General features: G+C 46.1%; 16 protein-coding genes. 4 read left to right on the top strand and 12 right to left on the bottom strand.

Annotation, left to right across the window (positions count from 1 at the left end; translation table 11 throughout):
- Positions 1-897: 897 nt before the first annotated feature.
- On the top strand, positions 898-1146 hold the full coding sequence (locus K7R11_RS14175) for a hypothetical protein (RefSeq protein ID WP_224491462.1): 249 nt from the start codon (positions 898-900) through the stop codon (positions 1144-1146).
- An 86-nt stretch (positions 1147-1232) separates the two neighbouring features.
- Here K7R11_RS14175 and K7R11_RS14180 read toward each other — a convergent pair whose 3' ends face one another.
- The 8 genes from K7R11_RS14180 to K7R11_RS14215 form a co-directional block, all read right to left on the bottom strand.
- Positions 1233-3212, bottom strand: a complete 1980-nt coding sequence (locus tag K7R11_RS14180) for a putative porin (RefSeq protein WP_224491464.1) — start codon at positions 3210-3212, stop codon at positions 1233-1235.
- A gap of 146 nt (positions 3213-3358) precedes the next feature.
- The gene (locus tag K7R11_RS14185; protein WP_224491469.1) at positions 3359-4819 is read right to left on the bottom strand and encodes a RagB/SusD family nutrient uptake outer membrane protein; all 1461 of its coding nucleotides are present in this window, start codon (positions 4817-4819) and stop codon (positions 3359-3361) included.
- A gap of 17 nt (positions 4820-4836) precedes the next feature.
- Positions 4837-8001: a SusC/RagA family TonB-linked outer membrane protein gene (locus tag K7R11_RS14190; protein ID WP_224491475.1), complete on the bottom strand. Its 3165-nt coding sequence runs from the start codon at positions 7999-8001 to the stop codon at positions 4837-4839.
- Positions 8002-8544: 543 nt separating this feature from the next.
- A complete protein-coding gene (locus K7R11_RS14195) occupies positions 8545-9921 on the bottom strand; it encodes a RagB/SusD family nutrient uptake outer membrane protein (RefSeq protein ID WP_224491476.1) in 1377 nt (458 codons plus the stop codon).
- A 14-nt stretch (positions 9922-9935) separates the two neighbouring features.
- A complete protein-coding gene (locus K7R11_RS14200) occupies positions 9936-12674 on the bottom strand; it encodes a SusC/RagA family TonB-linked outer membrane protein (protein ID WP_224491477.1) in 2739 nt (912 codons plus the stop codon).
- Positions 12620-12994, bottom strand: coding sequence for a carboxypeptidase-like regulatory domain-containing protein (locus K7R11_RS14205; RefSeq protein ID WP_224491478.1), 375 nt, complete (start codon positions 12992-12994; stop codon positions 12620-12622). Before K7R11_RS14205 ends, K7R11_RS14200 begins: the two co-directional genes overlap by 55 nt.
- 451 nt (positions 12995-13445) lie before the next feature.
- Positions 13446-14825 (bottom strand): RagB/SusD family nutrient uptake outer membrane protein, encoded by a 1380-nt coding sequence (locus tag K7R11_RS14210; RefSeq protein WP_224491482.1) that lies wholly within the window; start codon positions 14823-14825, stop codon positions 13446-13448.
- 12 nt (positions 14826-14837) lie between these two features.
- Positions 14838-17900 carry a SusC/RagA family TonB-linked outer membrane protein gene (locus K7R11_RS14215; RefSeq protein ID WP_224491483.1) on the bottom strand — a complete coding sequence of 1021 codons (3063 nt, stop codon included), beginning with the start codon at positions 17898-17900 and terminating at the stop codon, positions 14838-14840.
- A gap of 180 nt (positions 17901-18080) precedes the next feature.
- On the opposite strand from K7R11_RS14215, the gene K7R11_RS14220 reads away from it, so the two are divergent.
- Together K7R11_RS14220 and K7R11_RS14225 are read left to right on the top strand one after the other, a co-directional pair.
- Positions 18081-18677: a ribonuclease HII gene (locus K7R11_RS14220; protein WP_224491485.1), complete on the top strand. Its 597-nt coding sequence runs from the start codon at positions 18081-18083 to the stop codon at positions 18675-18677.
- 31 nt (positions 18678-18708) lie between these two features.
- On the top strand, positions 18709-21147 hold the full coding sequence (locus K7R11_RS14225) for a ribonuclease HII (protein ID WP_224491487.1): 2439 nt from the start codon (positions 18709-18711) through the stop codon (positions 21145-21147).
- A gap of 16 nt (positions 21148-21163) precedes the next feature.
- Here the strand turns inward: K7R11_RS14225 and lipB are convergent, their stop codons facing one another.
- Both lipB and K7R11_RS14235 read right to left on the bottom strand, forming a co-directional pair.
- Positions 21164-21880: a lipoyl(octanoyl) transferase LipB gene (lipB, locus tag K7R11_RS14230; RefSeq protein ID WP_224491489.1), complete on the bottom strand. Its 717-nt coding sequence runs from the start codon at positions 21878-21880 to the stop codon at positions 21164-21166.
- A gap of 219 nt (positions 21881-22099) precedes the next feature.
- Complete coding sequence (locus K7R11_RS14235) at positions 22100-22258, bottom strand: YqaE/Pmp3 family membrane protein (RefSeq protein ID WP_224491491.1); 159 nt, start codon at positions 22256-22258, stop codon at positions 22100-22102.
- Positions 22259-22451: 193 nt separating this feature from the next.
- Between K7R11_RS14235 and lysS the strand changes: the two genes are divergently transcribed.
- Entirely contained in the window at positions 22452-24143 is a 1692-nt protein-coding gene (gene lysS / locus K7R11_RS14240; protein ID WP_224491493.1) for a lysine--tRNA ligase, read from the top strand.
- A gap of 426 nt (positions 24144-24569) precedes the next feature.
- Here lysS and K7R11_RS14245 read toward each other — a convergent pair whose 3' ends face one another.
- Both K7R11_RS14245 and hemL read right to left on the bottom strand, forming a co-directional pair.
- Entirely contained in the window at positions 24570-25310 is a 741-nt protein-coding gene (locus K7R11_RS14245; protein ID WP_224491495.1) for a hypothetical protein, read from the bottom strand.
- 307 nt (positions 25311-25617) lie between these two features.
- Positions 25618-26898 (bottom strand): glutamate-1-semialdehyde 2,1-aminomutase, encoded by a 1281-nt coding sequence (gene hemL / locus K7R11_RS14250; RefSeq protein WP_224491496.1) that lies wholly within the window; start codon positions 26896-26898, stop codon positions 25618-25620.
- Between the last annotated feature and the right edge of the window lie 17 nt (positions 26899-26915).

Here is a 26915-nt window from a genome sequence, read left to right on the forward strand (position 1 = left end):
GAAAATATTTTTTCCAAGTTGCCCTTCGCGTTTTCAATGCCGTGTAAAAGAACTTTTTCGCTCCAAACTGCCCCTCTTACAAGGTGCCTTGTTGTTCAAAGCGGGTGCAAATATAAGACGGGTTTTTGTTTCCCTCCAAGCTTTTGAATGTTAATTTTTGAAAGTTTTTGGTAAGCGGTTGGAGGTTACAAGGTTACGAGCCTGCCTGCCGCAGGCAGGGGTACGGGGTACGGAGGCAGGGAGGCAGGGAGACAGGGAGGCGAGATGAGTGATGCGAGATGAGTGATGCGGGAAGCGGGAAGCGGAAAGCGGAAAGCGGGAGTTTACTCATTATAGTATTCCCAGCACTTTACAACTTCACTACTTTACACCTTTACCTATTTACCCATTTACCTATTTGCCTATTCGCCTATTCGCCTATTCGCCTATTCACCAATGGATCCACAGATAAGTGATGCGAGATGAGTGATGCGGGATGAGTGATGTGGGAGTCGGGAGTCGGGAGACAGGGAGACAGGGAGACAGGGAGACAGGGAGACAGGGAGGCGAGATGAGTGATGCGAGATGAGTGATGCGGGAAGCGGAAAGCGGAAAGCGGGAGTTTACTCATTATAGTATTCCCAGCACTTCACTACTTTACACCTTTACCTATTTACCCATTTACCTATTTGCCTATTTGCCTATTCGCCTATTCGCCTATTCACCAATGGATCCACAGATAAGTGATGCGAGATGAGTGATGCGGGATGAGTGATGTGGGAGTCGGGAGTCGGGAGACAGGGAGACAGGGAGGCAGGGAGGCAGGGAGGCAGGGAGGCAGGGAGGCAGGGAGGCAGGGAGGCAGGGAGGCAGGGAGACAGGGAGGCGAGATGAGTGATGCGAGATGAGTGATGCGAGATGAGTGATGCGGGAAGCGGAAAGCGGAAAGCGGAAAGCGGAAAGCGGGAGTTTACTCATTATAGTATTCCCAGCACTTCACGACTTTACACCTTTACCTATTTACCCATTTACCTATTTGCCTATTCGCCAATGGATCCACAGGCACAGGATGCGAGACGTGAGACGCGGGAGTCGGGAGTCGGGAGAAGGGAGTTTACTCCCTATAGTATAGTTCACGACTTTGCTCCCATGCCTGCCGGCAGTTAAATTTGCTCCTTTGCTACTTCGCTCCTTTACGGCTTTACGACTTCACCCCTTTACCTATTTACCTATTTACTTATCCGCCTATCCGCCTAGCTAAAGAAATTCCAGACGAAACCGAACCGGATAATGAAGTCCCGATAAGGGTACCCGGGGGCAGCATAATAGTTGTAGCCTGTAAAGGAAGAATTAAGGTGTTCTGCCTTTAAATAGATCCGGGTTCTTTTCACCTTGGCATTAATAAAGAAGTCGAGCATTGGAAAGTCGCCAAACTCCTCCTCGTTCTGCGAATAGAACTCTCCCAATACCGGGTTATATCCATTCATATAATAAGAGGTGAAATAATTCAGGGTAATCCCGGTTTGCAGGTAAAGTGCCTTCTTAAAGATATGGTTCTCGTAATACAGGGTATTCCTGGTTACGATCTCCGGCACGTTCATTATAGGCTGATCCTGGGATACCTGCTGATACATTACCGTATTGTACAGTCCAAAGTGCCCCAGCCTGAGGTCATTTTCAAACTTCACCTTCAGGTATCCGATACTTCCGTCAAACTGATAGGGTTTCACCAGCATCTGCCCGTCTGCAGAAAGCAAGTTCAGGGAATCGGTAGCATTGGTAGCGAAATAGGCCTTATTATCGATCACCGAATAACTCGCTTCCAGTCGGCCCCACTTCTTTGAGTTCAAAGCAGCCGTCAGGGTATTGTATTGTTCCTTGTCAAAGGTGCTGGAATTCTGCCAGTTGTAATTGGTATAATCGCTTTGGTACAACAGAAAATTAAAATCGGGCAAGCGACTGGATCTGTATAGAGAGGCTTCTAGGTCGAGATCCGGGGTCAGGGTAAATGTGGCTGCAGCATCGAGCAGATTTCCGCCGAGATCGCCCACTATATTCTGCAGCACCCTGGCCCGAAGGGCAAGAGGCCCCCAGGTTTTCTTCCAGCTTCCGCCTACAGAAACTTCATCTTCCCGAAGCTGATTGTCAATAAACTGCTCAGGGGTGATCACTACACTGTTAAAGAAATAATTATAATTAAACCAGTTCACCTCTGCTGCGAGTGTCCCAAGAGCCCTGGACTCCCATGCCAGATTAAGCCGGTTTTGCATGACCCGCAGCTTGGCATTATCTTCTACTCCTTCATTGAGAAAGGAGTCTCCAAAATAAGCATCTGCCCGGTCCTGCCTGAAGGAATACGTCTTTGTTTCGTAATTAAAGGTATGTCCCAACCGGATCCCCCTGTCGCTAAGACTATCGGCCGGGCGAATCAACAGGTAATCGTGATCGAGGAAATAGCGTTTGCCGATCAGGAAATTCTCGGCGTTTTCAAACAACATATCCACCCTGGCCCGATCTGTAAACTCGGAGTCACCGGAGGTGAATTGGTCCGGGATGAGAATCCCGCCATTCTCCTCATTGAGAAAATCCTGGGAGGTCATGTGAAATCGCGCACGATACCTTCCGTTTTCCGTCTGGTAAGACATCCCGGCCCTGAAATTCCCGTTACTGGCCAGGTAATGCCGGTATTTCCCAAGTGATCGCAGCCCTTTATAGGCTACAAAAAAGTTTAACCGCTTCGAAGTATTCAGGGTAAAAAGCGCATCCAGGGTTTGCCCCTGCTCCATTACGGTCTTGAAATAAAACTCCGTAGTTGGGGTAGGCACGTGATAATAATTCACATCCTCTACCTCCATGTATTGATAATGTTTGGCCCTGGCCCCCATTCTCGGGTACAGCCCCTGACCGGATAGCGGCATCCCAAGCGTATTATAAGGATGCCCCACATTAGAAAATGGAAGTAACTCAAAATTATCTTTTCTGAGGTAATTATGCCTGTATTCCTTTTTTATGGTAAGTGTTGTATCGAAGGTGGCCGTATCCCGGGCAATGGTTATAATCTTATAGTCGGTGATGGGAGGCTCCGGCAATTCACTTTGACGGCCTTGTTTGCTGCGGTCATTAAAATTGAGTGTGGTATCATTAACCTGAGTAGTCCCTGAGCGCCTGTCCTGAGCACTTAACAGCAACGTGCCCCCAAAAAGAAAAATCAGTAAAGTAAATACGGATCTCATTCAATAAGTTTTGTCAGGCAAAGGTAGAATAATTAATTGAAGTTTACAGTTGGCATTGGCCGGGGAATAACTGCCGGAACTTCGTGAAACGACAACACAAAAAAGGCTGCCAAATGGCAGCCTTTTTATATCCTGTTCTCCTCGCATTAATTAATGTTCGGGTTGTTCTGGATCTCACTCTGTGGGATCTCAAAGGTCAAACGGTCATCGTCATAGGTAAAGGATTCTCCGGGAAACGAAAGATGATTCGGCCCTCTTGTAATAGTAGCCCTGTTTCTCTTCATAGCCAGGTAACTCTTTCCTTCTCCCCAAAGCTCGATTCGGGTCTGCAGGTAGATCTCATCGAGAAGCGCTTGTCCGGATAGTGCATCTATGTACGATGCGTCAGGAACACGCTGTTCCAGCAAAGCCTTCAGCGTTGCTTTTGCAGCTGCTTCGTCTCCTGTCTTCGCAGCAGTCTCGGCATGGAGCAGGTAGAATTCGGCCACCCTCATGTATATATAATCGGTGGTCACGCTTCGCTGTCCTCCGATCGTGCGACCCGGAGCATAAAACTTGTTTACAGGGGCACGCTGGTCGATTCCGTATACATCCTCAAACTGGGTCTTTCTAATATCTTCAGGGGCAATCGAAGCAAACAGATCATCATCGATCGATTTCACATCCCCAACCCAGGCATAACTATAGGTAAATACATCCATTTGACCCCACCAGGAAATAAGATCAAGGTTGTTATCCAGGGTAATGTCAATACCCCACATCCAACCGGGCGTATTAATATCATTAAATACTCCGGTAACCTCCTCTGCACTCATCAATGCAAATCCACCGTTATCCACAATATCTTTTGCCAGTGGTTTAGCCATTGCATCGTCTCCCATAGCTGCATAAACATAGACCAGAAGTCCTTTGGCTACATACTGATCGATCTGACTTTTAGAATCGCGGTTAAAGTCTGCTAAATATTCCGCAGCTTCCGTCAGGTCATCCACCATAAGGCTGTACACCTCCTGGGTGGTGCTCAGTGGCTGATTCGGAGCATCGGTATCAGTATAGATAGGCAGGATGGGCTGGGAAGGGTTATACCCTTCTGCAAAGTACTGCGCAAGATAGAAATACGCATAAGCCCTCATGGCTTTTGCCTGCCCCATTACGTGTCTGGATCCGGCATCGGTCAACGTTATATCGTTACCTCCCAAGCCTTCAATAACGGTATTGGCTCCCCTGATTATGGTGTAATAATACCTCCACACCTGGGCATTGGCACTCGAGGTAAAGTCTACGGTAGACTGCATTTCAGAAATATAGGTATACCACCCATAATTAAGTCCACCCAATACCATGTCTGAAGACAGCATATCAGAAAAGATATCGTATCCCTTTTGCCCGAAGTCGTCATGTCGGGTTGTACCTCCCGTCCCCGGGGTAAACATGGTTACATACAAACCATTCAGGTAACTCACCCCCAGTTCAGGGTTTAGTTCTACCGCTTCATTTACCTGGTCGGAAGAGATAAATTCCGTGGGTTCTGTTTCAAGGAAATCCTTGCTACATCCCACCAAAGAAACTGCTCCGGCGATCAGGCTTACTATTATTTTATTTTTCATCTTCATTCTGTTTTTCATTAAAATTTAGCTCTTAACCCAAAAGTGAAGGTCGACAATGGGTTATAGGTATACCAGTCTGAGGTACCAGCCTGAGAAGTGGTCGGGTTAAATCCCTTTCGTTTGGTAGACAACCACAGGTTGTCCCCGGTCATGTAAAGGTTCAGGCTGCTCACTCCTAAGTTCTCAATTACGCTTGAAGGCAGAGTATACCCCAGGCGGATGTTATTCAGCGCCAGGTAATCGGCCTTGGTCAGGAACCTTGTAGAGGTAGACCCCACATTGATATCGTAATTATCGGAGATTCTCGGTACATCGGTCACATCTCCGGGCTGTTGCCATCTGTCTCTGATATCCGTATGCCAGTTGTTCCCGCCGGCACTGTGGTTATCCATAAGAGAGGCATAAACAAAATCATAAGAATATCCTCCAAGACTGTAAAGGAATTGTGTACTCAATTCAAATCCTTTCCATCCGGCAGACAAAGTAAAGGCTCCTCTCACATCGGGAATGGCTGATTTGTTCACATACTTTTGTGTGGCCTCTGTATATCGCGTTGTTGTAGTCTTTTGGATATCCCCGGCTCTTTCAGGGAACCGGTTGGTGTATTCAAACAGGGAAGGGATCTGCTCTCCGGCCGTAAGATCACCACTGCCATCTGCATCGTAATAATACAGATTCCACATACCTACACCGGTTTGCGTATCTACACCGGCCCACTCTCTCATATAGAAATCATAGATCGATTTTCCTTCAGCAAGTCCAAAACGCCCCTGAACATCGATCACCTTTGGTTCTCCTGTAGCAGGATCGATAGGCATCTCGGTGATCTCATTTTTCAGGACCTCTCCATTGACACCAAGCGTAACAAAATAATCATCTCCTTTCAGGAGCGTAGACGATACATCAAACTCGAGCCCCTGGTTAAGTAGTGATCCGTCGTTTACCTGGATCAGGGCATATCCCAGAGAAGGACCAACTCTTCGCTCAAAGATCAAATCGTCTGTATTTTTACGATAGTAATCCAGATTTACATCCACCCTGTTCGAAATGCTCATCTCCACCCCGGTCTGGAACATCTTTGAGGTTTCCCAGGTCAAATCGGGGTTACCTTTGGTATCAAAGATCAAAGCAGGATTACCATCAAGACTTCCCAGGGCAAAAAGATCGTATCCGGGATAATACCCTACTCCTCCCTGCTCTCCGATAAGACCATAGGAAGTTTTCAGTTTTAAATTGGTGATCCAATCGATATCCGCTATAAAGTCTTCATTAGACGCTACCCATGCGGCACCAACAGAACCAAACGTACCCCATTTGTTATTGAGGAACCTCGAGGAACCATCTCTTCGTATGGTCGTAGAAAGGAAGTAGGTATTCCTGAAATTATAATTTGCCTGCCCGAAGAAAGATTCCAGGGTGAAGTCTGAAGTGAAGGATTCAGGCGGATTGGAACCTACCGCATTGTTAAACTCTTCCCCGTCGGGATCCACAAGATTGAATTTATACCCTGAAAGATACTTTTGCTCCCATGAATTCGCCTCATGCGCGATCAGGGCATCAAAACTGTGCTCTCCCCAACGGTTATTGTAACGCAACAGGTTTAGGATATTATAGGAGAAAAACTCCAGTTTACGCTTAAAGATCGATCCACCCTGAGAAGCACTGGGCCCGTAGAAAGGATTGTCAAGACCGTCATAGCTGTCGTTATAATACTGAGCACCGATACGGTTTTCCAGTTTCAGATGATCACTGAAGATAATATCCAGGGAAGCATTCGTATTGATCTCATGCTTATTGGAACGGCTAAGGCTGTTGGTCGCATCTGCGATAGAGTTGGTCAGGGCACCAAACCCTCTTCCGGCCTCCCCGTAATCATAGAGTCCGCCCCCGTAAATCGGATCCTGCACGATCTCTCCATTTTCATCTCTTACAAATAAGGGATAAATGGAAGGAATATTGTCTACAAACCAGAATACACTACCTGAATCTGAAGACTGTCCGTTGTTATTGGTTTCCGAAAGGGTATATCCAATATTCATAGAACCGTGTAGCCAGTCCTTGGCCTGGTGGTTCACATTTAATCTTGCGGTTAACCGCTCGAAATCCGAATTGATGATATATCCCACATCCTTCAGGTATCCAAAAGATGTATAGTACTGGGTATTTTCATTTCCTCCTCCTATCCGAAGGTTGGCTTCGGTACGGTCTGAACTCTGGAATGCATAATCTTCCCAATCTTCAGGATTGTATTTTCTGCTAACACCATCGCGAACCATTCCGGTAACAGGATCAATAAGTTCTGCTCCGTTGGCTACATTCCACATATTGTAGTCAGGATCGATTCCCGATGAACTGAAGAGTCGGTTGTTGGCAAATGCCACAGGGTCTGCAGCCCCGGTAGCCACTCCACGATTGTATATGGACTCCCATGTTAACCCGATATATTCTTCCGGAGAATCAAGAGTACTGTAACGCGGCAGCAGGCTCAAGTTGAAACCGGTTCTGGCCTCTACTTCCACATAAGAATCCTGGCGCACCCCACTCTTGGTTTTGATCACCACTACCCCATTGGCACCCCGTGCTCCGTAAATAGCGGTAGCCGAAGCATCCTTAAGGATGGTGGTCGATTCGATATCGGAAGGGTTCAGGGCATTGATGTTTCCCGTATACGGAACCCCGTCTACGATATAAAGCGGATCCCGGTTACCATTAACCGATCCAAACCCTCGAATACGAATGGTGGCAGCCGTACCCGGTTGTCCGGAAGTATTGATAACACGAACCCCTGCAGCTTCCCCGGCCAGGGCCTGGGAAACATTGGAAACACTTTTCTTTTCAAGTGACGCTGCATCGATCTGTTTGGCGGTTCCGGTAAAGGATTGCTTGGTGGAAGTACCATACCCTACAACGATCACCTCTTCCAGGGCCTGGGCATCTTCAACAAGCTTTACATCCATTACAGTCTGAGCACCTACGGTACGCTCCTCGGTCTTCTGACCGATATAAGAATACACCAGCACGTCACCTTCACTGGCATTAATGGAGTAGTTCCCGTCAAAATCTGTTTGGGTACCCGTAGTGGTTCCCTTAATCATTACGTTGGCTCCCGGCAAAGGCATATCCATCTGGTCGGTGATCACACCGGTGATGGTCTTCTCCTGGGCAAACGTAAACTGCATCATAAACGCTGATAAAAGCGTTAATAAACTAGTTAACTTTAACCTCATATTACAATTAATTTGATTTAGCGAACCGCGAATAAACTCAATTATACGCTTCAAATCAAGGCGTTTGCCCTCCGGAAAAGGCTTAAAAAATTGAAAGCTTCCCTGCTTTTAAAAGCAATATCTATGAAGTTTCTAAAGCTTTAACATAAAGTATTAAGCAGTTATTTACTATGCATGCATAGTAAATGGATATTTAAAAAAAATTACTCTTTTGTTAACATATAGCCATGTTATCTTACAGCAGACCACACATCATAAAACATTATATCAGAAGTTACTTAATAACGAAAAATCTAGAAATCTAAATACTGGTTATAAATATCACAAACTGAATAAAAAAATATAACTCTGAGGAAAGGATTAAGCAGCTATCACTGCCACTGCAGGCATTCCTTTAAAATCGAGCATAACAGGATGCCATACAACGGATATCAAGGCAGGGGTAAAAAAAAAGCTGCTCCAAATGGAGCAGCTTTCTCTATATATAAAACGGGATGATTAATATCCGTCGTTCTGAACCATATTAGAGTTGGCGTTCAACTCAGCAGTTGGTACAGGGAATGCCAGTCTGAAATCTCCGTAAGGAATGGTCGCAGCAAAGTTTTGTTGCAGCGAGTATTTCTCAATATCCATTCCGGTTCTCATAAGATCATCAAAACGGAATCCTTCAAACATCAGCTCTTTTCTTCTCTCGTCAAGGATGATATCCTTAGTTACAGAAGCGTAAGCAGGAAGTCCACGGTTAGTAGCGATCTTATTGATCTCAGTAAGTGCATCTCCTCCAGTTTCAAACAGAGCTTCAGCATAGTTAAGGATCACCTCTTCATAACGGATAAGTACCACGTTATCGAATCCTTGAAGGTTAGGATACTTTCCAAGGTTTCTCAGAAGTGTTCCTTCATATCCAAGAATGTCCTTACGTACATCGGCATCGTCAAAGATGTCGATCACCTCATCGATAACCTGAACGTCACCATAAGAACCGATTGGATCTCCATTAGCATCGATACCGGTTTTGTAGATAAATCCTAAAGAGTTACTTCCCAGGTTATCTGCAGGATTGAAAGCCAATTCGAAAATTGAGTTTGCATTACCGGTAGAGCTCCAGCTTGATACATAACTGTTAGCCGGAAGAATAGAATAAAGACCTGAGTTGATTACCGCTTCAGAAGCAGAAACTGCTCTGTTCCAGTCTTCAAAATACACAGCTACTCTTGACTCCAACGCCTTAGCAGAATATTTTGACATGAATTCTCTTGAATCATCAAAATAAGCGTCCTGCATTAATTGGAAAGCCATTTCAAGGTCGGCATAGATGTTCGCCTTGTTCTCTTCCACTGTATTTCGAGCTGGAAAGAGATCGTCTCCCTTAAACTCAGTAACATAAGGCACACCAAGGGTACCACCTGCATGTTGCTGACCGTATTGCTTTACAAGGTCAAAGTGAGCCAGCGCTCTCATAGCATAGGCTTGTCCCTGAAGATGTGCAGCATAATCGAGGTCTCCGGTAAGTACCGAAATGTCCTGCCCGATAATAATGTTGGCAGAAGCAATTACACGATAGGCATCATCCCAGAAATACCCGGTGTTGGCATCATAGGTAAAAGATGCCTGGGTAGTAAAACGACCAGAATTACCATTCGAGAAACAGTTATCTGTACGTACCTCGTTGGTAACGATATAGTCTCTTCCGTAATAACCACTACCGGTCATACGGCTATAAGCTCCTTTCAGTACCCCTTCAAGGTTACCTACGGTAGCGATCCCTCCTTCAACTGGCTTGTTTTGCTCTGTTGAAGGCTCAAGATCTCCTGTTGTACACGCTCCGGAGATCGTTAGCAGACCTACCAAAGCGATTTTGTATATATTATTCATTTTCATCATCGTGCTTAAAATTTAACGTTAATTCCGAAAATCCAAGACTTCACTGGCGGAGTAGTCAAAGCTGTGAAACCATCCGCAGGAGTTTCAGGGTCATACTGAAGATTATCATCCTTAACCCAAGTTAATACATTTGTTCCTCTAACGAAAACACGTGCTCCGGTAATTCCAGTAGCCTCGAGGAATGATGGGTTAAAATTATACCCGAAAGTAAGGTTTTTAAGTCTCAGGAAGTCTCCGTCATAAAGGAACTTCGAATGTCTTTGCCATGGTCTGGCTGTATATTCGAACTTACCAAAACGAGTTCCAGTATCTCCAGGCTCCTGCCATCTGTCAAGAACCGCATCAATACCCTGATAGAACTGAGTTGAGAAACGGTCTGTCGCGTTGGTGTAACGGTGCCACTCTTCGTATACCTTGTGTCCACCTGCGTAGTATCCATTCGCATCAAGGAAGAATCCGGCGAAGTCTACGTGGAAGTTCATTCCCGCAGTGATGGTTGGAAGCGCACTTCCTCCCTGGTACACCTGGTTAGCATCGTTGAAGTTTGAAGTTGTTGCACTACCTTCTCCGTCTACATACCAAAGCTCATCTCCTGTTGCAGGATCAACTCCGGCCCAGGTTGGCATATACCATGCACGTACAGGCTGTCCTGATTCGATTCTGGTGGTAGTAGTGGTAATAGTTCTTTCCACTCCGTTAGGATCCAGTGCCAGTTCCAGCACTTCGTTCTCGTTAGTGGCCATGTTCCCTCCAATAGAAAGGTTGAATTTCTCAGAATTTACGATCTGGAAGTTGGCTTCAACTTCGAAACCTTTGTTCTCCATTCTACCGATGTTCTGAGTCTGGCTTGTAAATCCTGTAGTCAAAGATAATGGTACATCAAGTAACAGGTCCTGAGACTCTCTTCTATAGTATCCTACGTTGGCAGTAATTCTGTTTCTGAACAAACCAAGCTCTAAACCTACGTCAAAGCTTTTTGCAGTTTCCCAGGTAAGATCAGAGTTACCGAAAGTCTGAGGATAAGAAGCTCCTGAACCGGCATAGTCTGAATCGTATCCAAGAAGCGCCTGGTACTGGTTTAACCCGATGTTAGCGTTACCGGTAACCCCGTAAGAACCTCTAAGCTTCAGGTTTGTGATAGCATCATTACCATAAAGGAAATTCATTTTGTGCAGGTTCCATGCCCCACCAACAGACCAGAAATCACCCCATCTGTTCTCATCAGAGAATCTTGAGTTTCCTTCTCTTCTGTAGGTAGCATCCAATACGTATCTTCCGTCAAAACCACTGTAGTGAGCAAGCGCAAGATAAGAACCTACTTTCCAGTCGTTAAAGAATGAACTCGCAGTTGTCGGAGTACCGGCAGAACTCAGGTTAGTAAGTCCGTCATCTCCAAAGGCAATAGCATCAGCCTCCAGGTAGTAGTACTTGTTCTCCTGGTATTCCTGAAGTAACTTAAAGTCGATCAGGTGATCATCGGTAAGGTTAAGACGGTAATCCAGAGCGTTCTGGAATACATAGTTCACACGGTTACTGTGTGCCTGCCAACCATATCCGTTATCACTAGCTCCGTCTCCACTGATACGGTTTCTGTAACGCTTATAGTTGTATACTTGCCAGTCGATGTTAACTCTTGAAGTAAATCGAAGTCCTTCTACAGGAATATCCCACTCTAAAGCATTGTTAGAAAGGATTCTTGTAAACTTGGAATCATCGATATCTTCCTGAGCGATCCAAAGCGGGTTTGGAAGGGTCGTCTGAAGGTTGATGGTTCCATCATCGTTATAAGGCTGATCAAGACCAGGCATAAAGTATTTTACAGAACGTGGAGAAGAGAAATATGCACTCGTTTCCAAAAGTCCATCCTGGTAAGAATACGACCCTGAGTTGTTGGTTGTAAATTTCAGACGATCGCTGAACTTCTTACTGAAGTTTAACTGTCCTGTAATTCTTTCGAAATCAGAACCAATTACAGTAGCTTCCTGTCCAAAATACCCCAACGAAGTAAAGAAGTTGTAATCTTCTGTTCCACCACTGGCAGAAAAGTTAACTTCCTGTACAGGAGCGTTCTTATTAGTTATCACCTCTTCCCAGTTAGCTTCCGGACGTCCGGCAGCATTCCAGTTCAGGTAGTCAGAACCAAAACTTCCAACATTCGCCTCATAGAAGGCCTGAGCCTGCTCACGTGAAAATCCGTTGGATGCACCAAAGGTGTTGAAAAGCGACTCATAAAACAACTCTTCTCTTTCTGCAGCGGTCAAAGGATCCGGCCCTGAGGTTGCATCATTTGCAAAACCATAAGATGATGAGAAGTTAAAGGTAGTCTTTCCGGATCTACCTGATTTAGTGGTAATAACGATAACCCCGTTAGAACCTCTCGCACCGTAAGCGGCAGTAGCAGATGCATCCTTAAGTACGGTAATACTTTCGATGTTAGCACTGTTAATACTCGCAAGCGGAGAAAGTGAAGATCCTGAAGTGGTAGAGTTCACGTCACTGTTCACAACCGGCACCCCATCAATTACATATAATGGCTCGTTTCCGGCGGTGATCGAGGAGATACCACGAATACGGATATCTGTAGCAGAACCAGGAGTACCTGAGGTATTGTTAAATACAAGACCTGCAACCTGCCCCTGAAGCACCTGGTCTACAGATGCAACAGGCACCTGCTCGATAGCCTCTGCCTTCAATTGTACCGTAGAACCGGTAACTTCTTCCTTAGTTGCGGTGGCATAACCCAAACCACAACTTCTTCAAGTGCCTGGGCATCTTCTGCCAGTTGCACATTGATCACATTCGAGCCACCCACGGTACGCTCTTCTGTTTTTTGACCTATAAAGGTATAAACAAGGGTCTCCCCTACACTGGCAACTATCGAATAGTTACCGTCAAAATCGGTTTGGGTACCGTTTGTGGTCCCCTTAACTAACACGTTAGCCCCCGGCAAAGGAAGTCCACTCTGGTCGGTAACCGTACCAGTGATGGTCTTCTCCTGAGCAAAAGAGAGCTGAAGTGCGAACGCCATGAAAAGCGTCAACATCCATGTAAACTTTGATCTCATAATTAAATTAATTTGATTTAGCGAGTCGCGAATCTCATAATTATATATTGAAAATGCAACTGGAGAGAAACAATTTTGAACACTGTTCATCAACACGAATTGTTGATTGCGAATTCATCAAAAAAGCAATCCAATCTCAAAGCATACACCAAAATACTGGAAACCAATTCCTTAGAAATAGCTAAGTGAAAGAAGGACTTTGTCAAGAAGATTCAATGAGCCCTTTTTTCACGCTAAATTTATTTTAAACTTTAACATATTCGCCAGGCAGTAAATTATCCGCACACCTCCTTAAACCCCCTGAAACACCTATATTTTATAGTAAATAATCGTAGTTGAGCCCCCCCCTCATGCCTCACCATTTCCCAACCAATACCTCCCTTGTTCTCCATCCCTGTAAAACAAAAAAACCACCCAATTGGGTGGTTTTTAATCCTATACTTGCCTGATATTAATATCCGGCATTCTGATCGGCAGCAGAAAGCGCCGTATTATTGTCGATCTCATTTTGAGGAATCGGCCAGAGGTTATCCCGCTCGGCAACAAAAGCGCCTCCCTTCGCCTGTACAACCGCATCCAGCTGTCCAAAGCGTTTTAAGGTATGATAGCGATCTCCCGTCTCCGCGAAGAATTCCACAAAACGTTCCTGAGGGATCAGCGTATCCACATTTCCGGCATCGAGGGTTACAGGTGCCAGTCCGGCTCTTTCTCTTACCTCATTAAGGTAATCGGAAGCTGTGGCATTTCCCTGTTTGGCATATACCTCAGCCAGCATCAGCAACACATCGGCATAACGAATCACGTGAATATCGTCATCTCCATTACCGGCCTGGGTGTATTTTCCAACATTGATCTGTCCGGAAGAGTTCAGCCTGAATCCACTTACCCGGGCATCCCCTGCCTCAAAGGCGTTAATAAGCTCATTCCTCGGGCGGAGCTCATCACGACCACCAAATTGCTGATCGGAATAAAAGAACGCCAGGTTCCCCCCATCTACAGAGGAGAATTCTATCCCGAAAATAGTTTCATTAGGCGACAAGGTAGACCCCTGAAGCGGATTTCCAAACAGGGTGGAATAATCAGACTCCAACGCATACCCGAACCCTAAAAGTGTTTCAAGATCTGCCTGGGCAGCAGTAAGATTATCCATTTGAAGGTGTACCTGGGCTCGTAGTGCATAGGATGCACCGGTACTCCATCGGTTCGCTCTTACATCCTGCTTTCCTTCAAGTAAGGCAATAGCCTGACCGAGGTCATTCAGGATCTGGGTATATACTTCCGATTCTGAAGCTCTTGGAAGGGAAGAGGCCGCATCGAGTTCGGTAACATCTGCCCTGGGCACAAGTTCCAAAGGCACAGGACCGAAAAAGCGTACCAGGTTAAAATACATCAGGGCACGAACTCCGTAGGCCTGACCTCTTAACACATCGATATCTTCCTGCGAACCACCTTCGATGTCTACGAGATTATCAACCAGGTTATTGGCCGCAAAAATGGTGTTATAGACACCATTCCACATATTGTTCAGGGTCACATTCTCTGTGTTCGGGTCATTACCTGACATCTGGGCAAAGGTCGGAAAAGACCCGGTATGTCGCATTTCATCAGTCCACATCCCTGCGAAGTACACCATGGTACCGTCATAGATGTCATTATCCTGGAGATCGTTATACATCCCGATAAGGGCATCCTGGGCGCTGTTTAGATCGGTGAGCTGATTCTCGATCCCTCCGATACTGTTTTCAGGTTCTGTCTCTATAAAGTCTTCTGCACAGGAAGTAACCCCCAGAAGAAAAAGAAACATGAAACCTATTGAATATATTTTTTTCATAATTGTTTCGCTTTAGAATTTAATGTTTACACCAAATTTATACACTTTATTCAGACCCTGGGTAAAGAAGTCGGTACCCCTGGATACGTTACTCGCACCAAAGGTGTTCACTTCAGGATCCAGGCCTGAGTAATCTGTAATGGTGATCAGGTTATCTCCACCTGCATATACCCGGATAGAGGTTTGTGTATCCCAAAGTGTCGGGGTAAAGGTGTACCCTAAAACAACTTCTTTTAATCGTACATAATCTGCATCTTCTATGTACTGACTGGAATCCTCTGAGTTATATGCCTGCAACCCTCCTGTACGAGGTCTTGGCTGGGTGGCGTCCGGGTTATCCGGTGTCCAGTAGTCATCAATACCGTAGGATAAGAATCCGAATACGGTGTTACTACCAGGCCCTGCAAAACCTAAAGAGTTGTTATAGATCTGCCTGTCAAATTCAAACTGGAAATTCCCTGAAAGGTCAAAACCTGCGAAGCGAAAACTGTTCCTGAAGTTACCGATCAACCCGGGATTCGGATTTCCGATAAACTGACGGTCATCCGGGGTAATGTTTCCATCTCCGTTAGTGTCTATATAACGAACATCCCCAACAGAAACCCCCCTGGCCTGAAGTGGCGCAGGAATCTCGTCTCCTTCCAGGTATATCCCGTCATAAACCAACCCGAAGAACGACCCTAAGGGCTGTCCTACTGCAGTTCTCGAAGCAAATCCGGTATCCAGCGGAAGAAATTCTCCGTTCGCATCCCGAACCAGCCTGGTCACCTCGTTCTCATTAAAAGAAAGGTTCAACTGAGACGTCCAGCTAAACGCATCACTACTTAAAATTCGCGCAGTGATACCGATCTCATGACCGATATTTTCAATAGCACCTACATTATCGGTTACTGTCAGGAATCCGGATGAATTCCTCAAAGATCGCGCAAGGAGCAGGTCATCTGTTTCCTTGATATAGAAGTCATAAGAAAGATCCAGGAATTTGAACAACTGGATATCGGTACCGAAGTTCGTCTGGGTGGTCACCTCCCATTTCAGGTTCGGATTTTCCAGCTGGGTAATGGAAGTACCCGGAATACCTGCTACGTTTACTGCGCCTATCAATCCTCTGGAAGCAAAGTTCCCAAGTCCGGTCTGGTTACCGGTCTGACCCCATGATGCACGTACCTTCAGGTTTGTGAATACAGGGTTTTCGAACCAACTATCATCAGAAATGATATAGGCTGCAGAAGCTGCAGGGAAGTATCCGATCTGGTTTCCTTTACCAAATACTGAAGAGGCATCTGCCCTGATAGACCCTTCAAGGAAGAATTTATCTTTCCAGGAAAGTCCTACACGGGAAAGGTAAGAGAAGATCTTACGCTCGGTATTGAAATTATCAGCCTGGATCACATCAGAACCGTTGGCGGTCTGATCAAATCCGGATGGGAAATTCTGCGTATTCAGGGTAGACTGGTTGGTATCTGTTCCCTGAAATGAGAAACCGGCAAGAGCGTTAAGTTCCCAATCACCAAAATTAGTATTGTAATTAAAAGTGGTGTTGTTCACATAGTTGGTATACAGATTTATATACGCGAACGCATCTCCATTAGCGGCAGCACCTTGTGCTGTAGTAGCCGGGAAGAAACGGTCCTGTCTGAAATCCAGACGCTCTAAACTGAACTTGGTATTGAAACTCAGGTTATCGGTGATATCAATATTCAACCCGGTATTTGCCAGGATACGAAGGGTGATCTCATCTGAATTTTCTTCCAGAACGTTTTGAAGCGGATTCGAGAACAGGAAATTATCTCTTGTCAGGTTTCCAAATTCATCTCTCAGCGGGTAGCCCTGCCACTCCAAAAGGGAAGTGGTAAGCCCCGAATAAATATTGTTATCCCCGTTCACCCTGGAAACCCGCGATTCAGTAACAGTAAATCCTGCGTCAAGGCGAACAGATTCACTGGCCTGGAAATCGGCATTCAAACGGGCTGATTTTCTTCCGAAATACTGGTTCTTAATAGCTCCTTCCTGTTGATAATCTGCAACCTGAAGGAAGAACCTGGCTTTATCTGTACCTCCCGATAAACTCACATCGGTAGATTTAACGATGGCTGAGTTTCTGTAGATCGCATCCACATAGGTCTCCTCTACATCGTATTGGTAGAGCTCTTCCAGTGAACCGAGCCCGGTATTTTCCAGGTAGTTATACCCAAGAATAAATCCCTGGGAAAAGGCACCGAATCCTTCCGGTGCACCGATGGCAGCATCCCAGGCGATATCAGCGTATTGCAGCGCCTCCCCGAGAGGGGCCACATCCCAACGCTTGATCGCGTCCTGGCTACCTACATAAGAATTGATCTCTACGTTTAATTTTCCGGCCTTACCTCTTTTTGTGGTGATCAACACCACCCCGTTGGCAGCCTGAGAACCGTAGATCGCGGTAGCCGAAGCATCTTTTAATACCTCGATACTTTCCACATCGGCAAAGTTTAAAGTAGCAAGCGCGTCATTGGTTTGCCCTCCAAATCCACCTCCACCGAGGTCTCCGGTTAACAGCGGAACACCATCTACCACATATAGCGGTTCGTTAGATCCGTTAATCGTACTGGCTCCCCTTACACGAACAGAGAATCCGGCACCGGGAGTACCCGAGTTCTGGCTTACCTGTAATCCGGTAACACTCCCCTGAAGGGCTCCCGAAACTGTTGGAGTTGCAATAGATTTTACATCGTCAACCTCTACAGAAGAAATCGACGTGGTTAATTGTTTCCGGGTCTTTTCCCCGAAACCAACCACAACCACCTCTTCCAGAGCCTGGGCATCCTCAGCCAGCTGTACATTAATTACACTGGAAGCTCCTACTACCCTTTCCTCCGTCCTCATACCGATATAAGTAAATACCAGAGTGGCCCCTTCCGAGGCCGTGATAGCGTAGTTACCATCAAAATCGGTCTGGGTCCCATTCGTGGTTCCCTTAACCAACACATTAGCTCCCGGCAAAGGAAGACCACCCTGATCGGTAATTATACCGGTTATGGTCTTTTCCTGAGCAAGCGAAAGCTGAAGTGTGAACACTATAAAAAGTGTGCACATCCAAGTCACTTTTGATCTCATATTTAAATTAATTTGAATTAGCGATTCCCAAATTTGATGAATTTTAACAATATTTCAAAATATATTTTCCTACAAACCTCCTGTTTACTATGCATTTACAAGAATTACCCCCCGTTTTTTACGAAATTATTACCTTGCACCCATAACCTGAAGCGCACCGTGAAACCACAATTCAGCAAGATATACCCGGAAGCCGGCACCGATGAAGCCGGCAGGGGCTGCCTGGCAGGACCTGTAACTGCTGCTGCGGTGATCCTGCCCAAACATTTTAAAAATAAATACCTCACTGATTCCAAGATGCTTAGTAAAAAGAGAAGGGATGAGTTACGTATTATTATAGAACAGGAAGCCCTGAGCTTTGCAGTAATTCACACCTGTCCGGAAGAAATTGATGCCATCAATATCCTGAATGCCTCCATCCTGAGCATGCACAGGGCTATTAAAAACCTCCAAATAACCCCGGAATTCATTGCGGTAGACGGTAACCGTTTCAAACCCCTGGAAACCATCCCCCACGAGTGCATTGTAAAAGGAGATGGAAAATATCTCAACATTGCTGCAGCCTCCATCCTCGCTAAAACCTACAGGGATGAACTCATGGAGCAACTGGACGCAGAATACCCTGAATATCACTGGAGAAAAAATAAAGGCTACCCGACCAGGGCACACCGGGACGCCATTGTAAAATATGGTCCAACGCCACATCACCGAAAATCTTTCCGGTTAATCCCGGAGCAATTGTCTCTTGATCTTTAAAAACCTATTTTTGTCGCAAACCTGAACACCTATGAATCGCCAACTTACTCTGCTCGCCCTGAGCCTTGTTCTTACTTTTTCATGTAAAAAAGAAGAGAATACCCCCAGTGACCTTATCGCCATGGTTCCCGAAAAGGCATCTGCAGTGGTGAGGATCAATAACTTTGAAGGCTTCAGAAGTGAACTCAGGAACAACGATTTGCTGAACACCCTCGGGCAGAGCGCCACCTTTAAAGAGGGAGAAGACCTGGTAAGTTCCCTTCAGTACATACGACCCAAGGGGGAGGCCCTGCTCTATTTCTCAGAAATCGGAAAGGACAATTTTGAATACACCCTGGTTACCGAAAACCATAACGAACTTTTTTCTATAGATTCCACACTGAGTCGTACCCTTGAGCGTATCTCCTACGACAACCAGACCATCAACAAACTGCAGATCGAAAACAAGCACATCTATACGACTACCCTTGGCAAGTTCTTCATCGCCTCCTCCTCCCAGTTGCCTGTGGAAGATCTTATCAGAAACAGGGATCATATCAAAGGAGTTAAGGAATTGATCACGCTCTACGGGGTCGCTCAACGCCAGGCCTCGGCCACCCTGTTTCTCAACAATAAAAAAAGCATGCAACTCCTCTCCAGGGGTATCAATAGTAAAACAGCCGATGTGTTCAGGGCGATGTCTGAATGGAGCTCCCTGGACCTGCAAATAGACAAGGACATTTTAAAGGGCAACGGGATCGCCATAGCAGACGACAGCCTTCCCAATATTCTTAACCGTTTTAAAAACCGCCCTCCCGGCCGTTCAGGTATCGCGGATCTGGCTCCGGCCAATGCCAGTTATTTTATTGGGATTCCCAACGCTAAAGGACTCATTAAAGACCCTAAAAACGCTAAAGACAGCTTATTCATCATGGCCACAGAGACCGGGTTTATCAAGCTGGGAAAACAGGAGGTATGGACCCTGGAATTTGAGGAAGACTTTCCAGTGGAAGCCCACCTGCTACCCTACACCCAGGCAACGGAAACATTCAGAGACTTCAGGCTTCTTAGCCTTAACAACAAAAATTTAATCAAAGACCGCTTTGGTTTTCTTAAGGCAGAAACTTCTTCTGAGTATGCCGCGGTTAAGGCTCCGTATGTGTTTGTATCCAACAATGTGGAAGTGCTTAAGGACCTTATTGCCAACCTGCAGAACAACTCGGTAATAAGTCGCCTGGACGCCTACAGCGATCTTCGAAAAGAACTGGCGGACGCTTCCTCCATTGAACTCTATGTGAACCTGGAGGCGATAAATGCCAACGACGACCTGCTCCAATCAGACCTCATTCAATCGGTGAAACTCCTGGAAAACCACAAAATGCTGGCCGTGCAATACGTTATGGAAGGGGAATTTGCCCATTTAAACCTGCTTACCAAGAAAAAGGACCATCCCAAAAAGGAAGATCACCTGATCACCCAATTGTTCAACACGACTATCGACGCGCCGGTTCTCGGAAAACCGCAATTCGTGTACAACCACAGGTCGAAGCAAAAAGAAGTGGTGGTGCAGGATGAAGAAAACGGACTATACCTGATCTCCACCAGCGGGAAGGTACTATGGAAGAAACAGCTCAATGGCCCCATCCTCGGAAAGATCTCCCAGATCGATATTTACAGAAACGGCCGGTTCCAGCTCGCCTTTGCCACCCCGGGTAAGGTCTATGTGGTAGACCGAAACGGGAATGATGTCGCACCCTTCCCCCTTACTCCAGAAGCGGCGATCACCCAGCCGCTGAGTGTTTTTGATTATGACAATACCAAGAATTACAGGTTTTGTGTTACCATGAACAACCAGGTGCAAATGTTCAACAGGGAAGCATCGAGGGTTACCGGATTCAAAATGAAACCAACCGAAAGCCAGATCAGTAATCCGCCCAAGCATATACGCATCGACAAGAAAGATTATATCGCGGTTCAGGAAACCAACGGGAAACTCCACCTGTTATTCAGAACCGGGGAACCCAGGATCAGGATCGACCAAAACCTGGGGCTGTCTGATAACGAGGTATATCAGCACAACAATGCATTTATCATGACCTCTGCAGAGGGGGACCTGGTTTCCATAGACACCAAAGGAAAGATCACCAGGACGAAAAAGCCCTTTGAGGCCACCCATAAAATTGATGCGACCCTGCATACCATTGCAGCCGTATCCAATAACATTCTTTACATCAAGGATAAAAGGGTAGAACTGGATTACGGCATCTATACCGAACCCAGGATCTTCTATATTTACGATAAGATCTACATTGCGGTTACCGACAAACAAAGTCACAAGATCTACCTCTTTGACAGCGAAGCAAACCTCATGGAGAACTTTCCCGTGTACGGCACTTCGGTTGTAGATATTGACGACATCGATAACGACAGAGCCATTGAAATCGTTACCAAGGGAGACAAGAACAGTGTTGTAGTGTATAGCCTGAATTAAAGGCCAAGGATCAGGTTCAGGTGAGCTGTTGCTCCTTTACCATCTCCGCTTCGAAGTGTCGGGCAAAATGATGGATAATACGGGCTTTAACTTCTTCCATATCGATCTTATCCTTCCCTAATTCGACATTCAGCGAGGTTACGGACTTATCCCGAATACCACATGGAATAATATTATCAAAATACCCCAGGTCTGCATTGACGTTAAAAGCAAACCCATGCATGGTGATCCACCTGGAAGCACGTACCCCCATGGCACAGATCTTCCGGGCAAAAGGTGTTCCCACATCCAGCCAGACGCCGGTCTCGCCTTCAGATCGCTCTCCCTTCAATCCGTACTCGGCCATGGTACTGATAATGGTCTCTTCCAGTAAGCGCAGGTATTTGTGGATATCGGTGAAAAAATTTTCCAGGTCAAGGATGGGGTACCCCACTACCTGTCCCGGCCCGTGGTAGGTAATATCCCCTCCCCGGTTTATCTTGTAAAAAGTAGCCCCACGGGCTTCGAGTTGCTCCTCATTAAGCAGCAGATTAGAAAGATCCCCACTCTTTCCCAATGTATACACATGCGGATGTTCCACGAACAAAAAATGATTCGGAGTGGGTTCCTCCAGCCCTTCTCTTCGGTTCCTAACTTTCATATCGAAAGTCTGCTGAAACAAATCTTCCTGATAATCCCAGGTCTCCTTATAATCCTTAAACCCTAGATCCTTTACAACTACCTTTTTATTCATGGAGCAAAGATAGGGAATTAGTTAGTAGTTAGTCGGGAGTCGGGAGTCGGGAGTCGGGAGCTTGCCTGCCTGTGCGAAGCACGGTAGGTCGGGAGCTTGCCATCCCTCACGGGAGGAAATCCTGCCTGCGCGAAGCACGGTAGGTCGGGAGCTTGCCATCCCTCACGGGAGGTCGGGAGAAGGGAGTATACTAAATTTCCTGCCTGCCGCTCTTCCAGGTTACCTGTTTGGGTTATTGAGGATAACCAACGCTGCGATCACCCCGGGCACCCACCCACAGAGCCATAGCAAAAACACGATGAATACAGATCCACACCCCTTATCAAGGACGGCAAAGGGCGGACAAATAATTGAAAGTAAGACTCTCCAGATACTCATAGTTTAAAAATGGATTCAAGACCCCTGAAAATCCGGGGCATTCATATCATTATTCCCCTTATTGGTCTGCAAAACCTTCCCGATGTTACACCTGTAACAAAAGGAATTCCGGGCGCCTTTGTAAAAAGACAACCTCCTTTGACTGATTATCAAATACTCACTATCTTTGCAGGCTTAAATGTAAAAAGAAACTATGCAACTTTCTGAACAGGAACTGATCCGTAGAGAAAAACTTTCCAAGTTAAGAGCCCTGGGTATTAATCCGTACCCGGCCGATTTATTTCCGGTAGACCATACTTCCAGGCAAGCCAAGGAACACTATGAAGAGGGAAAAAAGGTGACCCTGGCAGGACGACTGATGTCAAGGAGGATCCAGGGAAAGGCTTCTTTTGCCGAACTACAGGACAGTGAAGGTCGCATACAGATCTATTTTAACCGGGACGAGGTTTGCCCCGGAGATGATAAAACCCTTTATAACGAAGTCTATAAGAAACTGTTGGATATCGGGGACATCATCGGTATCGAGGGAGAACTATTCACGACCAACGTGGGGGAAAAGACCGTAATGGTGAAGGATTTTAAGATCCTCAACAAATCCCTGCGCCCCCTCCCCCTGCCAAAATCAGACAGTGAAGGAAAAGTATACGACGAGTTCAACGACCCTGAACTTCGCTACCGTATGCGCTACGTGGACCTTATTGTGAATCCACATGTTAAAGACACTTTCATCAAGCGTACAAAGATCACCAACAGTATGCGTGAATTCTTTAACGAAAGAGGATACCTGGAAGTAGAGACCCCTATTTTACAGGCCATACCGGGAGGTGCTGCAGCCAGGCCTTTTGTTACCCACCACAACGCATTAAACATCCCGCTTTATCTCCGCATCGCCAATGAGCTCTACCTGAAAAGACTCATCGTGGGAGGTTTTGACGGGGTATACGAGTTCGCAAAAGACTTCCGTAATGAAGGAATGGACCGCACCCATAACCCGGAGTTCACTGTAATGGAGCTCTATGTTGCTTATAAGGACTACAACTGGATGATGGATATGACCGAACAGCTCCTCGAGAAGGTGGCCGGGGATGCCACAGGATCTACCGAAGTTCAGGTGGGAGACAATACCATCAGCTTTAAGGCGCCATACCCGAGGGTACCCATACTCCAGGCCATAAAGGATCATACTGGTTTTGATGTTGCCGGGATGAACGAACAGGAACTGCGCGAGGTATGCCAGAAACTGAATATCCCCGCGGATGAGACCATGGGGATCGGGAAACTGATCGATGAGATCTTCGGGGAGAAATGTGAACACCATTACATTCAACCTACCTTTATCACCGACTACCCTAAAGAAATGAGTCCGCTCACCAAGGAACACCGCGAGAATAAAGACCTCACCGAACGCTTCGAACTCATGGTGAACGGGAAGGAATTGGCAAATGCCTATTCCGAGCTCAACGACCCTATCGACCAGAGAGAACGCTTTGAAGAACAGCTTAAGCTATCTGAAAAGGGAGATGATGAAGCCATGTTTATCGACCAGGACTTCTTGCGGGCATTGGAATACGGAATGCCACCAACCTCCGGAATTGGGATCGGTATTGACCGCCTTGTCATGCTTTTAACCAATAATTCTTCCATACAGGAGGTACTGTTCTTCCCACAGATGAGACCGGAGAAAAAAGCAGTAGACCTAAAAGAACATGAAAAAGCTATTTTCGACATCCTGAAAGCACGTAAGTCCATGGAACTTGCAGAACTTAAAACGATGGCCAACCTCAGTAACAAAGCCTGGGATAAAGGGATGAAAGGCTTAACCAAACACGGCCTGGTTAAGGTCACAAAGACAGACGACAGCCTGCTTTGCGAGGTACAGGAATAAGGAACCTCGTTTCCAGTAAAGATAAAAAGGGAGCCTCTTCAACGAAGAGCTCCCTTTTTCTTTTATGATCAACAATTATTTTACTTACAAGATCTTAACAAGTAGAGAAATTGTCAATGCCAGACTAGCCAGCGTAAAAGCCATTCCGAGTACGATTATCGGTACAGGATTGAAATACTGCTCTTTAGACTTCATGATTCTTGGGGTTTAATTACCGAAAACTACATTTTTTTGATCTTCCTGCAAACTTCAAAAAGCCGATTGTTGTGAAGCACTAAAAAAAAGTTGTGAAAAATCCATTTTCTTTGGTGAAAGGAATCATAGAGAATCGTCTCATAACAGCCCCAGGTATAAAAACAGAAAGCCAGGCTGATTAGACCTGGCTTTCTGCGCTTTAACTACTAACAAACTTTACACTTTAACTAACTACTTAATCAATTCTTTATTCACCCGAGTATCGGCCATGGCCTCCTTGGCGTGAAACCTTTCGAGAATATGATAATCCATTTCCTTATAGATGATCTTATCCAGGTCGCCTACATGAGGATCAAAATGCTCGGGAAGATAAGCTGTGGTATCATACCCCAACACTACCTCTTCCAGCTCCTCGGCATAGGCCAGGTCATTAAGATTTCCAAGGTGAGGATCAAACCCCTCAGGCAGCCAGGCGGCGGTATCAAAACCAAGGTCTACCTCCACCTCTTCTTCAGCGTAAGCAATGGCATTAAGGTTACCCGCATGGGCATCGAACCCTTCAGGCAGAAATGCTGCGGTATCGAAACCGAGATCTACTTCGACCTCTTCTTCAGCGTAAGCAATGGCGTCCAGGTTACCCGCATGGGCATCGAACCCTTCAGGCAGATATGCTGCGGTATCGAACCCGAGTACTACCTGCACTTCCTCTTCCATATAAACGATGGCATCAAGATTTTCTACATAAGGATCAAAACCTTCAGGAAGGTACTCGGCAGTATCAAATCCTAATTCCACCGTTTCTTCTCCGTAAATATTCTCTACAAATCCCAGATGATCGAGATCTGGTGCAACATGTACTACTTCATAATTGGTCTTATCGCATACAGCCTGTTGCTCTGTTGTATCGGTTACCGTATGGGTAGTTCCGTTCCATCCCAGAATTAAACTACCTACTAAAATTAAACTGTTCATTTTTTGATTATTTAAATGGTTCGTTGTGATGATTGACTTCACTATTAAGACTACCTATAAATCAATTTGTTACGGTTATTTTGAAGATTTTAACAATAGGAGCATTCTTTTACGTGATTTTTAACATTAGGGGGTGTAAGGTGGGAGATGGGGATGTGGGGAGGTGGGGAGGGAGGCAGGGAGGTAGGGAGGCAGGGAGGTGGGGAATTCCATTGGGTGATCTATTGGCTTTTTGAGTACATCCCACCAAAGACAAACAGGGTTATGAGCGGTAACAAAAAAAGGCGGGTTTGACCCGCCTTTTTGTTTATGAATTCACGAAGCTCCGAGTGGCTTCAATGGTCTTATCCAGATCCTCATAACTTAAGGCATCGTTTAGGAACCAGCTCTCAAACGCACTGGGCGGAAGGTAGATGCCATTATCCAGCATATGGTGATAATACTTTTTAAACGTATCGTTATTTCCTTTGGCAGCCGTGTCAAAATCAACCACCTTATCGGTAAAATGCAGACTGATCATGGAGCCCAGCCTGTTAATACACCAGGGCATCTCTGAGGATTTCATCACTTCGTCCAATCCCTTGTGCAGGTATTCTGTTTTCTTATCCAGGCTTTCGAACACCTCTCTGTGGTCGTTAAGGTATTTCAGCATGGTATACCCGGCTGCCATAGCCAGCGGATTCCCGCTCAGGGTACCGGCCTGGTATACAGGCCCCTCCGGCGCAAGCTTACTCATTATCTCATTACTTCCTGCAAAGGCCCCTACGGGCAATCCTCCCCCGATCACCTTTCCAAAGGTTACCAGGTCAGCCTTAACACCCATCAGCTCCTGAACACCTCCCGGAGCGAGTCTGAAACCGGTCATTACCTCATCAAAGATCAACAGGGCCCCGTGTGCATCACAAAGGGTTCTGAGTCTATGTAGAAAGTCTTCCTGCGGCAGCACACACCCCATATTACCGGCAACGGGCTCCAGGATGATGGCGGCCACTTCTCCCTTGTTCGCCTCAAACAAGGCTTTAACCTGCTCCAGGTTATTGTAAGGGGCCAGCAAAGTATCTTTTGCAGTACCCTGGGTTACCCCCGGACTATTCGGACTTCCAAAGGTAACAGCCCCACTTCCGGCCTGTATCAGGAAAGAATCGGAATGCCCGTGATAACACCCAGAAAATTTTATGATCTTATCCCTGCCTGTATACCCCCTTGCCAGGCGCACGGCACTCATACAGGCTTCGGTACCACTGTTCACAAAACGGATCTTCTCGATATTGGGCACCATGGAAATGGCCAGTTCGGCGATCCTGGTTTCCAATTCGGTAGGCATCCCGTAGGAGGTTCCCAGCTCTGCCCTTTCCTTAACTGCCTTTACTACAGGGTCAAAAGCATGCCCCAGGATCAGCGGACCCCAGGAAGCGATATAATCTATCAGTTTATTTCCATCTTCATCATAGAGGTAGGCACCTTTTGCTTTCTTTACAAAAATCGGGTCTCCTCCAACAGCCTTGAATGCCCGTACTGGAGAGTTCACCCCTCCGGGAATCACTTTCTGTGCTTCTGCAAATAAGGCGCTGCTTCTTTTGTAGATCATATAAATGGTTTTCTGTG

Origin of the sequence: Robertkochia flava (assembly GCF_020166515.1) — a bacterium.
Lineage (GTDB): Bacteria > Bacteroidota > Bacteroidia > Flavobacteriales > Flavobacteriaceae > Robertkochia > Robertkochia flava.